The organism is Lentzea miocenica, from assembly GCF_033949945.1.
Taxonomy (GTDB): Bacteria; Actinomycetota; Actinomycetes; order Mycobacteriales; family Pseudonocardiaceae; genus Lentzea; species Lentzea miocenica.
The window spans coordinates 103,381-114,374 of sequence record NZ_JAXAVW010000040.1 but is presented as its reverse complement, the minus strand read 5'-3'; the positions used below and the strand labels follow the sequence as shown (position 1 = coordinate 114,374).

Genomic DNA, 10,994 nt, shown 5'->3' with positions numbered 1-10,994 from the left:
GCCCGAACCGGTCAGGAATCGAGAAGCCCCGTGACCGGCGTCGCTCCTAACGTTGTCCACAACAGCGGTCAACGACCTGGGAGGACGAGAAAGATGAGCAGCACCAAGGGGATCCGCAAGTTCCACCGCGTGGTGAGCATGTTCTTCATGGCCACCGTCGTGTTCACCGCGGTCGCGCTGACCGTGGACAACTCCGTGGTGTGGGTGTCGTACGTGCCGCTGCTGCCGCTGTTCGTCCTCATGGGCACCGGCGTCTACATGTGGTTCCTGCCGACGATCGCCAAGCGCCGCGCCCGCCGCGCAGCTGCGGCCTAGCCCTCCAGCCGGTTCTCCAGGTGCGTGAGGGTGGCGTTGAGCGCCACCCCGTACACCGCGATCCGGCACGCCAGCCGCCAGAGCGTCGCGTCCGTCGGCGCCACGGCCAGGCTGACCACCAGCTCGCGCACGAGCCGCCTGGTCTGCGCGACCAGCACGCCGACGCTCTCGGTGATCTCCGCGAACGCCGCCGACACCGAGCTGAGCCCCCGGATCGCCTCGATGTTGTGGCCCATCAACCGGAGATGTTCCTCGGCACCGGCCCAGCCCGGCACGTCGTGGTCGAGGAAGCCCGCGAGCTCGTTCGCCATGTCGCGCTGCTCAACCGCGATGTTGTACCAGGTCAGAGCATGCGCGGTGATCACGTCCGGCCGTCCGGTGAGCTCGTCCAGGACGTCCTTGAGCGGCCCGATCCGCTCCATCGCCGTCGCGGCGGTCTCCTCGACCTGCGCGATCAACGACGGCAACGCGGCCTCGCGCACCGGATCCGGTTCCGGCCGCTTGACGCCGTAGAGGTCGCACAACCCGGCCACGATGAGGCGCAGGTTCTCCTCCACGTACTCGACCAGCTCGTCCTGCCTGGCGTGCTTCTCCAGAACGGTCTCGACGACCCACCGGCACAGCCGCCCGTACACGACCTCGTCGCCGACGACGACCGCGCTGGCCCGGTGCACGGCCACGAACCGCATGCGCACCGCCTCGATCTGAGCGGCGTGACGCACGATCTGGCCGGACACACGGGACTCCCTCGACTCAACATCCCCTCACCCGGCAACGTTAGTGGTGACAGGGGGTGAGCAATGGCAGAACCACGGCGCGGGATCGCCGGCGTCGCGATCGCCGCCGGGATCCTCATGATGCTCTTTCAGGCCGAAGCCGTGGTGGTGGCGACCAAGGTCACCTTCGACCTCGGCACGCCCGGCGTCTACCTGTTCGCCGAGGAGCCCTCGTGCGGCGGCCGCAGCAGGGCCACACCGTGCAGCAGCTGGGACGGGACGTTCACCAGCGACGACGGCAAGGTGACCCGCGCCGGCGTCGGCCTGGCGGGCCAACTGCCGAAGGGCTTCGCCAAAGGCGACAGCGTCCGCGCGTTCGAGGTCGGCGACCCGAACCAGGTGTACTCGCCAGAGGCGAAGCACGGCGACATGATCTGGATGTACTACATGATGGGTGGCATGGGTCTGCTCGCGGTCGTGCTCGGGAGCTGCTACCTCTGGTGGTACCGCAACCACGACTAGGCGCGGTGCGTTCCCCTTCTTCAGGGCTTGACTCTGCACCACGGTGCAGAGTCCATCGTGATCGCCATGGAAACCTCCGTGGCCCGCTGGGGCAGGGCCGGCGCGCTGTACGACCTCGTGGCGAGCATCGCGTTCGTCACGCCCTGGACCGCCGGCCTGGTGCTGGGCCTGTTCGCCGCGGTCCACCAGGCTCTCGGCCTGCCCGGCACCCCACCGGCCCGTCCCGACACGATGACCCTGTTGTTCGCCACGCTGTTCGGCACTGTGGTGGTGATGTGGTCCATCGCGCGGTGGCGGCGGCCCGAGCCGTTGCTCATCACCATCGACACGGCCGGTCGGGCGTTGTTCAGCCTGTGGTTCGCGTGGGCGTTGTGGAACGGGCAGACGCCGGTCCTGGCCGTGTTCCTGGTGCTGGAACTGTTCTGGGGCGTCGTCCAGCTGCGCGCCCTGCTCCGGAGGTAGTTTCCGGTGGTGCGCATCTCCGAACTGGCCCGCGCCGCCGGCGTGGGCATCAGCACCGTGCGGTTCTACGAGCGCCGCGGCCTGGTCAACCCCACCACCCGCACCTACGGCGGCTACCGCCACTACGACCAGGAAGCCCTGAAGCGGCTGAAGTTCATCCGCCGCGCGGCACGTCTCGGCTTCACCCTCACCGAGGTGGAACAGATCCTGGCCGTGTCGAGCTCACCCGATCTCGCCGACCTGGACGGGGTGATCACCGGGAAGGTCGCCGAGATCGAGGACCGGATCCGCGACCTGGACCGCGTGCGCCTGGCGTTGCTCGACGTCGCCGCCAACGGTGTTCAGGAGCAGTGCCCGGTGCTCGCGGCGCTGAGCGACTGAGCGCGCAGGGCGTGGTGCTCGGCGGTGAACCACGCCAGGGCCTGCGCGAAGTCGTCGACGCCGGTGTCGTGGATCTGGGCCAGTTCGACAGCGAAGGCGCGCAGGAGGTCGTGCAGGACGTAGCGGCCGGGTCTGCGTTCGGCGAGCAGGTGCGCGCGGGTCAGTTCGGAGAGCAGCGGCCGGATCTGCTGCGCCCCGAAGAGCGCGGCGGCGTCCTCGACCGAGACATCATGGCCGGGATGCGTGCCGAGCAGGCGGAACAACCGGGCGGCCTGCGGTCCCACCGCGCGGTACGACCAGGAGAACGCCGTGCGGACGTCCGTGGCCGAGTCGCCGCCGTCGAACGAGTCGAGACCGCCACCCAGTTCGGCGGCGATCACCCGCAACGGGAAGCCGGTGCAGGCGACGCGGGCGGCCACGACGGTCAGCGCGAGCGGCAGACCCGCGCACCGCGCGACGATCTCGTCCGCGGCGGCGGAGTCGGCGATCCGGGCAGCGCCCAGACGATCGGCGAGCAGACCTCGTGAGTCCTCCGCGGACAGCGGATCGACCACGACGGGGTGCGCGCCGTCCGCGGCGACCAGACCGGTCAGCCGGTTGCGGCTGGTGACCAGCACCAGGCACCCCCGGGCGCCGGGCAGCAGCGGCCGGACCTGCTCCGCGTCCCTGGCGTTGTCCAGCAGGATCAGCATTCGCTTGCCCGCCACCGCGTCGCGGTACCGACCGGCCTGCGCGGCCACGCTCGCCGGGACGCGCTCGCCGAGTGCGTCGAGCAGCGTGCGCAACGCCTCGCCCGGCGTTGCCGGTGCTTCGTCCGGGCCGAACGCCCTCAGGTTGACGTACAGCTGCCCGTCCGGGAACCGTGCCGCGACCCGATGCGCCCAGTGCACCGCCAGCGCCGTCTTGCCCACCCCTGCCATGCCGGACACGGCGGCCACGACCGGCGGCCTGCCGGTGAGAACCGCGTCGAGCGCCGTGAGTTCGCGAGCCCGCCCGGTGAACGACCGCGGCGGCGCCGGCAACTGCCTCGGCACCACGACCGGCTGATCCACCGGCAGCGCCAGGTCCGCGGTGAGGATCTTCTGGTGCAGCAGGCGAAGACCAGGTCCCGGATCGGCACCGAGCTCATCCGCCAGCCGCAGCCGGACCTGTTCGTACCGCAGCAACGCGTCCGCCTGCCGCCCGCAGCGGTACAGCGCCAGCATCAGCTGCCCGGCCAGCCGTTCGTCCAACGGGAACGCCGCGGCGGTCGCGTCCAGCTCCGCCAGCAACTCGGTGTGCCGTCCCTGCTCCAGCGCCAGGTCGTTGCGGTCCAGCAGCGCGGCGAGCCGGCGTGCCTCCAGCGCGGACCGCACGGCCGCGAGCCACGGAGTGTCCAAAGTGGAGAAAGGCTCTCCCCGCCACAGCCCGAGCGCGTCGTTGAGCAGCTCGACGGCCTCGTCCGGCCGCACGCGCGCCAGTGCCACGAGGTGGTCGAACCGGTGCACGTCAACCGACATCGGGTCGGCGGTCAGCAGGTAGCCGCCCTGCCGCCCGACGATGCGCACCTCGTCCGGCAGGACCTGCCGCAGCCGCGACACGTACCCGGCGACCGCGTTGCGCGCCCGGTGCGGAACCTGCTCGCCCCACACCCGGTCCACCAGCACGTCGACCGGCACCAGCCGGTTCGCCTCCACCAGCAACACCGCGAGCACACACCTCTGCCGGGAGTGACCGACGTCCACGACCCGGTCACCGACGCGGACCTCGACAGCGCCGAGCAGTCCGAACTCCACCAGCCACACTCCCCTTCAGGAGCCCCGAAAACGGCCGCTGAGCAGCCGATCACACAGTTGCCGAATCCCTGCCGAACACCGGACGTCCACTCTCATTCGCGACAGACCGGTCACAGGGAACCGGTCGTCGGCAGACCTTCGGAGGGCACATGTCCAGGACGTTTCTTCGCCGCATCAGCGCCGCGATCGCGCTGACCGCCGCCGCGGTGGCACTGGCGGGTGCGGGTGCGGGAACCGCGTCGGGCGCCGTCACCTACGACCTGCTCCGCAACTCCAACAGCGCCAAGTGTCTCGACGTGGCCGACGGCAGCCGCGACAACAAGGCCGCGATCGTCCAGTACACCTGCGACGCTTCCAAGACCCACCAGCAGTGGACCCTGGAGCAGGTCGGTGACGGCAGCGGCGCCGTGCGCATCAGGGTCGCGCACAGCGCCAAGTGCGTCGACATCTGGGACGCGAGCCAGGACGCGACCGCGGACGCCACGCAGTACACGTGCAGCGCCACCAAGTTCAACCAGCAGTTCCTGGTGGAGACCACCGCGTCCGGCACGATGAAGTTCCGGGCGCGTCACAGCGGCCAGTGCCTCGAGATCGCCGGCCGCAACTTCAACAACAAGTCGAAGCTGCACCAGAACTGGTGCGTCGACCACCGCGCCCAGGAGTTCGTCATCGGCTGATCGCTCCTCTTACGCGGGTTGTGCCCTGCACCAGGGCACGACCCGCGTTTTCGCGTCCCTGCTCGTAGGCTGATCGGCAGCGGTGGCGAACGGGAGGTCGGACGGTGGCGGAAACGACGGTGGCCGAGGTGATGGCCGAACTGGCCGCGCTGGAGGATCCGAAGGCACGCGCGGTCAACGAGAAGCACGGCGACGACCACGGTGTGAACCTCGGCAAGCTCCGCGCCGTCGCCAAACGCCTGAAGACACAGCAGGAACTGGCGCTGGAGCTGTGGGCGACGGGAGACACCGCGGCCCGGCTGCTGGCCCTGCTGATCTGCCGCCCCAAGGCGTTCTCCCGCGACCAGCTCGACACCATGCTCCGCGAGGCCCGCCGCCCCAAGGTCCACGACTGGCTCGTGAACTACGTGGTGAAGAAGAGTCCGCACGCCGAAGACCTGCGCGAGACGTGGTTCGCCGACCCGGACCCGGTGGTCGCGAGCGCGGGCTGGGCCCTGACGACCGAACGCGTCGCCAAGTCGCCCGGCGGCCTGAACCTCGACGGCCTGCTAGACACCATCGAGGCCGAGATGAAGGGCGCAGACGATCGTCTGCAGTGGGCGATGAACCACTGCCTGGCCCAGATCGGGATCGAGCACCCGGCACAGCGCGCCCGTGCGATCGGCATCGGCGAACGCCTGGAAGTGCTCAAGGACTACCCGACGCCACCGAACTGCACGTCGCCGTTCGCGCCCATCTGGATCAACGAGATGGTGCGGCGGCAGCAGAACGCATAGCTGCGGCGAGAGCGCTCTCACAACGTTCGGCAGCTGTTCTGGTTCTGGTCAACATTCCGCCCGGCGAGGCCGGACATGCTGTCGCGCATGACCGAGCGTTCAGAGATCGGGCGTCGCACGCTGCTGCAGGCTGCCTTCGCCGCACCCGCTGCGGCCGCACTCCTGAGCCCTGACGTCGCCGGCGCGGCCCCTGCCGGCGCCGGCGACGCGAGGTTCACGATCGCGGTTCTGCCGGACACCCAGTACCTCCTGGACGAAGGCGGATCGGATCCGGAACCGGTCCGGGAAGCGCTGCGCAGCCTGGTGAAACGGCGGCGCGAGGCGAACATCGTGTTCCTGGCCCACCTCGGCGACGTGACGGAACACGGCACCGAGCGGGAGATGCGGACCGCCGACTCGGTCTTCGACTCGATCAACGGACAGCTGCCGTACAGCGTGCTGGCCGGCAACCACGACGTGCCGGGCAGCACCGACGACCAGCGCGGTCCCACGCCGTACTCGCGGACGTTCGGACCGGACAGGTTCGCGCGGATGAAGACGTTCGGCGGCTTCGGTCCCGGCGGTTACAACAGCTTCCACGTGATCTCCGCGGGCGGCCGGCGGTGGCTGCTGCTGGCGCTCGACTGGCGAGTGTCCGAGCAGGGAATCCAGTGGGCGCAAGGAGTCCTGGACCAGCACCGGTTGCCCGCGATCCTCACCACGCACGACCTCGTGGCGGGCAGTCCGCAGGCCGAACTGTCGCCACACGGCAACCACCTGTGGGAGAGGCTGATCCGGCGCAACGACCAGATCTTCCTCACGTTGAACGGGCACTACTGGCCGTCCGGACGCACGACGCTGACCAACGACCACGGCAATCCCGTGCACCTGCACATCACCAACTACCAGGAGCGCTACTACGGCGGCGCGGGCATGGTCCGGTTCTACTCGTTCGACCTGGCGCGCAACGTGATCGACGTCGAGACGTTCTCGCCGTGGCTGCTGACCAGGCGCGACACCCTACCAGAAGCCGAGACCGCGGAGCTCGGCGGTGAGATCGACAGGTTCACCGTCGAGATCGACTTCCGCCGCCGGTTCGCCGGGTTCGCGCCGCCGGTGCTGCCCCCGCCACGTCCCGCGCGGGCCGTGCTGGTCAGAGACACCGTGGCGTACTGGCGGTTCGACGCGGAAGGGCTGCCTTCTGCCACCGAGGGTGCGGTGGCGCCGGGGACCGTTGTCCGCGACCTCACCGGCAACGGCAACGACCTCACCGTTCAGCACCTTCGCTCTGCCACTCCGGACGTGCTGACCTGGTCACGCGACCACCACGACGACCAGCCCGCGCACGCCAGCCTGTCGTTCGCCGGTGGCAAGAGCCCCGATCGCGGCGCGATCCTGCGCACGTCCGCCACCGCGCCGATCACCAGCGCGAAGTTCGAGTCGGGCTACACCATCGAGACGTTCCTCAAGCTGCCCAGCCCGTTCATCGGTGATCACGCCTTCATGGGCGTGCTGAGCTGGGAGGGCCGCGCCGGTGACGCGGGCAAGCACAGCGGCTGGTCGGACGACGAACCGACGTGCAGCCTGAACGTGTCGGGCGAGCGGTTCCTGCAGTTCGTCGTCTACCCCGTGCCCGTCGACGCCGACCCCACCTCGTGGAGCCACGCGATCCCGGTCGGCCGGTGGGCGCACGTCGCGGTGGTGAACGACGGCCGCCGCACGACCATGTACGTCGACGGCGCCAAGATCGCGCGCAACGCCGCCGAGGAGTCCAGGGGCATCACCACGCAGGGCAAACCGTTCGTGATCGGCGCGACCCAGTTCGCCCTGCGGTACGGCCAGGGCTTCTACGGCGCGATCGGCGACACGCGCGTCGTCAGCCGTGCGTTGCGCCCGAGCCAGTTCCTGACCGGCTGACGTCAGCGCGCACCGAACGCGGACTGCCCAGCCACCGGAGGCAGTTCGAGCAGCTGACCAGCGACGTCGAGGAACTCGCCGCCGCACTGCCACAGCGCGATGTCGGGGTCGACGACGAACGGGTCCGCCGGGTCCACTTCGCCTTCCGGCACCCGGTAGGCCAGCGCCTCCGAGTCGGAGTACGCGAGCACGGTCTCGTTCGTGCCCCGCCAGACTCGGCGGAACATCACGGCGTTGACGCACGTCATGCGGTCGTGCACGACGGTCCGCTGAAATCCACGCCGCAGCAACAGCTTCATGCACTCTTGGACGCTTCTCGCGTGGTGTGCCAAGTCACCCTGCCCCTGCCGGTACGAACTGCCGATTCTCGCCCGGACCAGAAGCCGCGCCCACCGTCCATCACTCGATCAGGTCAGACGTTTGGGTCAAGTGCACAACGCCGGCAACCCCCGTTCGTGCACAGCGCCCACCAAAGTCGACCGCTTCGGGCGATGGCCAGGGGCCGCCGCATGCGCAAGCCTCTGCCGGTGGTCGACATCCCGGCACCGGACCCGAACGCCCCGCTGTACGAGCGCGCCGCGACGCAGATCCCGAGCATCGCCGAGAAGGTGCTGGAGGCGTTCTTCGCCAGATCAGCGGCCTACCGGCAGCTGCCGCACCAGCTCGTCGACCGCGAGATCACCGAGGCGGTGACCCGAAACCTGCAGGTCTTCCTGCGTGCCCTGCGCGAACAACGGCCACCGGCACCCGAGGAGATGGCCGACCAGATCGCCACGGCCGTGCGCCGAGCCCAGCAAGGCGTCCCACTGGACGTCGTGCTGAGCACCTATCACGTCGCCGCGCACGTGGGGTGGATGTCGATGGCCAGCGTCACCGAAGAGCACGAGGTGGGCGACCTGCTGGCGACCGTGCCCGCGCTGCTGCAGTTCCTGAGCGGCGCCGTGCCCGCCGTCGCCGCCTCGTACCTCACCGAACAGCAAGCCCTCCACGCCGAACGCCGCGAGGCGGGCCGAGCCCTGGTCGCCGCCCTGCTGACGGGCCGCGAAGCCGAGCCGCTGGCCGAACGGATCGGCTTGGAACTCTCCAGCCACTACGTAGTCCTGGCCGTACGAGTAGCACCAACGTCACGGCCAGAGGGCGCCGACGGCCACGACACCAGACTCGCGGCCCAAGGTTTGGTGCGACGCCTACGAGCCGAAATGCCCAAACACGCCCTCTCCGCCTTGGACCACGACGGCGGCACCGTGCTGCTCCCCACCTCGGCGGACACGCTCGACCAGGAACTCACCGACGCCACCGACCTGGTCGGCAAACTGCACATGGCCGCGGGCATCGGCCTGATGGGCGGCATCGCCGCGGCGGAGAGTCGCGAGGACATCCCCACCGCGGCTCGCCAAGCCGCGGACATCGCCGAACTGGTCCAGAAACTGGGCCGCCCGTCCGGCGCGTACGTCCTGGACGACGTGCTGCTCGAGTACCAGCTCTGCCGCCCCGGCCCCGGCCGCAAACGCCTGGCCCGCGTGATGGACCGCCTGGCAGAACACCCGGACCTGCTGCACACGCTGAGGGTGTTCATCAACAGCGACCACAACCGCCACCGCACGGCCGAAAGCCTGCATCTGCACCGCAACACGTTGAACTACCGCCTGCGCCGCGTCACCGAACTGACCGGCTACAACCCGGCCGACCCCGCGGACATCAGGCTGCTCGCCGCGTCACTGATCGTCCACGACCTGCGCCCCTGATCACTTCCGGTAGAAGTGCACGTTGCGCCACTGGTGCTCCGCGTTGTCCGTCTGCAACGTGCCGTAGACGCCGTACTTGAAGTAGTGGTCGCCCTTGGGCCCGTTCTTGGTGTGGACGAGCTTGCCGTTGATGTAGATGGAATAGCTGCCACCGCTGGCAGTGGCGTTGTGCGTGACGTTGACGCGCACCCACTTGCCGTTGATGCCGCTGATCAGGTCCTTGCCGCCGCCCCGCAGGGTGCCGCCGCTCTTCGCGTAGGACCTGATCATCAACGTGGTGGCGCCGTCGCCGTCGTTGCCGAAGATCTGCATGGCGCTCTCGTCGTCCGTGCCCGCGGTGACCTTGAGCTCGCCCTCGAACTGCCGTTGCCCGGTCCGGTAGTTGTCCTGGATCCGTGCCTCGACGCGGTTGGAGCCGTTGTTGAAGAGCTTGAAGGTCTGCACCCCGCCGGACCGCAGGTAGGACCCGCCGGGCCCGGACGCGCTGGTGGTGCTGCTCGGGTAGCTCGTGATCTTGCCGCTGCTCTGGATCTGCAGGTTCCAGGCGGGGTTGTACTCGCTCCACCCGCTGCCCACCGGACCGGCGGAGGCCGTTGGCTGGAACACGGCCACCGTCATTGCGGCTGTACCGGCGATCACCGCGACTCGTCGTGCCAAACGCATTCGTGCTCCTCGTTGCAGGGATACAGATGCGGCGGCGTTGGAGAGTCTGGCGCAGATGAAACAAAAGAGGCGAGTGCTCTGGTGAGCACTCGCCTCTTTTTCAGAACCGAAATTTCGCTGCGATCAGTCGCCGTGAGGGTTCTGGATCGAAACGTGGACGTGGTCGTAGTGACCACCGGTCACACCGCTGCCCGCGGTGTAGTTGCGCCAGCCCTCGGAGGCACGCGCCACGCTCCAGATCTTGCCCTGCCAGATCACGTAGCGGACGTCGAGCCGGTCGGCGTGCTTCTGCAGCCAACGGGCCAGCTTCCAGCCCTGTTCCTTCTGCGCCGTGGACGGGTAGGACCCGATCGCGTTGGAGATCGTGCAGTCGAGAGCGTTACCGGTGTTGTGGTTGCTCGTCGACGACTCGTAGCTGCGGTAGTCGCCCACCCAGCAGTCCTTCTCGCCGGTCAGCGAGCGGATCTGGTCGTCGACGTGCTGCGTGCGCTTCGTGGCCTGGGGCGCACGGGCGGTCGCCGACGGGTGCGGGTTGGTGGCCGGCGTGCCGTAGGAGCCACCGGGAGGCGGGGTGCTGCCGCCGTCACCCAGCTTGTGGGCGGCGTTCTCGTTCTTCAGGTCCGAGTTCAGGTTGGCCTTGGCACCGGCCGCGATCGTCTGCCGGGGACCGGCGTAACCGCTGTTGAAGTACACCGTGACCGGGCCGCTGGTGCGGTTCCAGACAGCGGCGGCGTTGTTCTTCACGCACAGGCCCTGACCATTGCCCGCGCTCTTGAAGTCGTAGCAGCTCGGCTGGTCGTCGCCGTAGTCGGGAACGGACGTGTTGAAGTCCGAAACCGAGCCGGCCTGGTTGCTGTTGAAGTACAGGCAGAACTCGCCTGCCTCACAGGACCCGTTGCGGGCCGTCGCCGCGGAGGCGGTGGCCGCACCGAAGGACACGCTGATCAGCGCGCCCATCATGGCCACAAGGGTGAATTTCTTGAGCACTTTGAGCCCTTCTCGTAATTCCGCGGGATCCGGCCCCCATCGAATTCGCCGGAACCTCACTCGTGCAGAGGAAGCTTCG

At 69.0% G+C, this 10,994-nt stretch carries 13 protein-coding genes; 8 read left to right on the top strand and 5 right to left on the bottom strand.

The genetic code is table 11. From position 1 onward, the window contains the following. Positions 1-93: 93 nt before the first annotated feature. Positions 94-315, top strand: a complete 222-nt coding sequence (locus SK803_RS38160; RefSeq protein ID WP_319971066.1) for a hypothetical protein — start codon at positions 94-96, stop codon at positions 313-315. Here the strand turns inward: SK803_RS38160 and SK803_RS38155 are convergent. Then, positions 312-1,052 carry a hypothetical protein gene (locus SK803_RS38155; protein ID WP_319971065.1) on the bottom strand — a complete coding sequence of 247 codons (741 nt, stop codon included), beginning with the start codon at positions 1,050-1,052 and terminating at the stop codon, positions 312-314. The genes SK803_RS38160 and SK803_RS38155 overlap by 4 nt on opposite strands. A 63-nt stretch (positions 1,053-1,115) precedes the next feature. Here SK803_RS38155 and SK803_RS38150 point away from each other — a divergent pair, with 63 nt between their 5' ends. The 3 genes from SK803_RS38150 (at position 1,116) to SK803_RS38140 (ending at position 2,396) form a co-directional block, all read left to right on the top strand. Further along, the gene (locus SK803_RS38150) at positions 1,116-1,553 is read left to right on the top strand and encodes a hypothetical protein (RefSeq protein WP_319971064.1); all 438 of its coding nucleotides are present in this window, start codon (positions 1,116-1,118) and stop codon (positions 1,551-1,553) included. A gap of 66 nt (positions 1,554-1,619) precedes the next feature. Then, positions 1,620-2,015: a hypothetical protein gene (locus SK803_RS38145; protein ID WP_319971063.1), complete on the top strand. Its 396-nt coding sequence runs from the start codon at positions 1,620-1,622 to the stop codon at positions 2,013-2,015. 9 nt (positions 2,016-2,024) lie between these two features. Continuing rightward, positions 2,025-2,396, top strand: coding sequence for a MerR family transcriptional regulator (locus tag SK803_RS38140; RefSeq protein WP_319971062.1), 372 nt, complete (start codon positions 2,025-2,027; stop codon positions 2,394-2,396). Here SK803_RS38140 and SK803_RS38135 read toward each other — a convergent pair. Beyond that, positions 2,357-4,171: an AfsR/SARP family transcriptional regulator gene (locus tag SK803_RS38135; protein ID WP_319971061.1), complete on the bottom strand. Its 1,815-nt coding sequence runs from the start codon at positions 4,169-4,171 to the stop codon at positions 2,357-2,359. The two genes, SK803_RS38140 and SK803_RS38135, sit on opposite strands and share 40 nt — an antisense overlap. 149 nt (positions 4,172-4,320) lie before the next feature. Between SK803_RS38135 and SK803_RS38130 the strand changes: the two genes are divergently transcribed. The 3 genes from SK803_RS38130 to SK803_RS38120 all read left to right on the top strand — a co-directional run bounded on the left by SK803_RS38130 (position 4,321) and on the right by SK803_RS38120 (position 7,520). Then, positions 4,321-4,848 carry an RICIN domain-containing protein gene (locus tag SK803_RS38130; protein WP_319971060.1) on the top strand — a complete coding sequence of 176 codons (528 nt, stop codon included), beginning with the start codon at positions 4,321-4,323 and terminating at the stop codon, positions 4,846-4,848. A gap of 104 nt (positions 4,849-4,952) precedes the next feature. Further along, positions 4,953-5,624, top strand: coding sequence for a DNA alkylation repair protein (locus SK803_RS38125; protein WP_319971059.1), 672 nt, complete (start codon positions 4,953-4,955; stop codon positions 5,622-5,624). 87 nt (positions 5,625-5,711) lie between these two features. Beyond that, positions 5,712-7,520 carry a LamG-like jellyroll fold domain-containing protein gene (locus tag SK803_RS38120; RefSeq protein WP_319971058.1) on the top strand — a complete coding sequence of 603 codons (1,809 nt, stop codon included), beginning with the start codon at positions 5,712-5,714 and terminating at the stop codon, positions 7,518-7,520. Between the two features lie 2 nt (positions 7,521-7,522). On the opposite strand, the gene SK803_RS38115 is transcribed toward SK803_RS38120, so the two are convergent. After that, positions 7,523-7,819, bottom strand: coding sequence for a hypothetical protein (locus tag SK803_RS38115; protein ID WP_319971057.1), 297 nt, complete (start codon positions 7,817-7,819; stop codon positions 7,523-7,525). A gap of 210 nt (positions 7,820-8,029) precedes the next feature. On the opposite strand from SK803_RS38115, the gene SK803_RS38110 reads away from it, so the two are divergent. Further along, on the top strand, positions 8,030-9,265 hold the full coding sequence (locus tag SK803_RS38110; protein ID WP_319971056.1) for a PucR family transcriptional regulator: 1,236 nt from the start codon (positions 8,030-8,032) through the stop codon (positions 9,263-9,265). On the opposite strand, the gene SK803_RS38105 is transcribed toward SK803_RS38110, so the two are convergent. Continuing rightward, complete coding sequence (locus tag SK803_RS38105; RefSeq protein WP_319971055.1) at positions 9,266-9,928, bottom strand: hypothetical protein; 663 nt, start codon at positions 9,926-9,928, stop codon at positions 9,266-9,268. Positions 9,929-10,051: 123 nt separating this feature from the next. Continuing rightward, positions 10,052-10,915, bottom strand: coding sequence for a peptidase inhibitor family I36 protein (locus SK803_RS38100; RefSeq protein ID WP_319971054.1), 864 nt, complete (start codon positions 10,913-10,915; stop codon positions 10,052-10,054). Between the last annotated feature and the right edge of the window lie 79 nt (positions 10,916-10,994).

Coding starts and splice junctions, on each gene's coding strand:
- SK803_RS38130 (WP_319971060.1), top strand. CDS start 4,321: ATGTCCAGGACGTTTCTTCGCCGCATCAGCGCCGCGATCGCGCTGACC.
- SK803_RS38115 (WP_319971057.1), bottom strand. CDS start 7,819: ATGAAGCTGTTGCTGCGGCGTGGATTTCAGCGGACCGTCGTGCACGAC.
- SK803_RS38150 (WP_319971064.1), top strand. CDS start 1,116: ATGGCAGAACCACGGCGCGGGATCGCCGGCGTCGCGATCGCCGCCGGG.
- SK803_RS38160 (WP_319971066.1), top strand. CDS start 94: ATGAGCAGCACCAAGGGGATCCGCAAGTTCCACCGCGTGGTGAGCATG.
- SK803_RS38110 (WP_319971056.1), top strand. CDS start 8,030: ATGCGCAAGCCTCTGCCGGTGGTCGACATCCCGGCACCGGACCCGAAC.
- SK803_RS38120 (WP_319971058.1), top strand. CDS start 5,712: ATGACCGAGCGTTCAGAGATCGGGCGTCGCACGCTGCTGCAGGCTGCC.
- SK803_RS38105 (WP_319971055.1), bottom strand. CDS start 9,928: ATGCGTTTGGCACGACGAGTCGCGGTGATCGCCGGTACAGCCGCAATG.
- SK803_RS38145 (WP_319971063.1), top strand. CDS start 1,620: ATGGAAACCTCCGTGGCCCGCTGGGGCAGGGCCGGCGCGCTGTACGAC.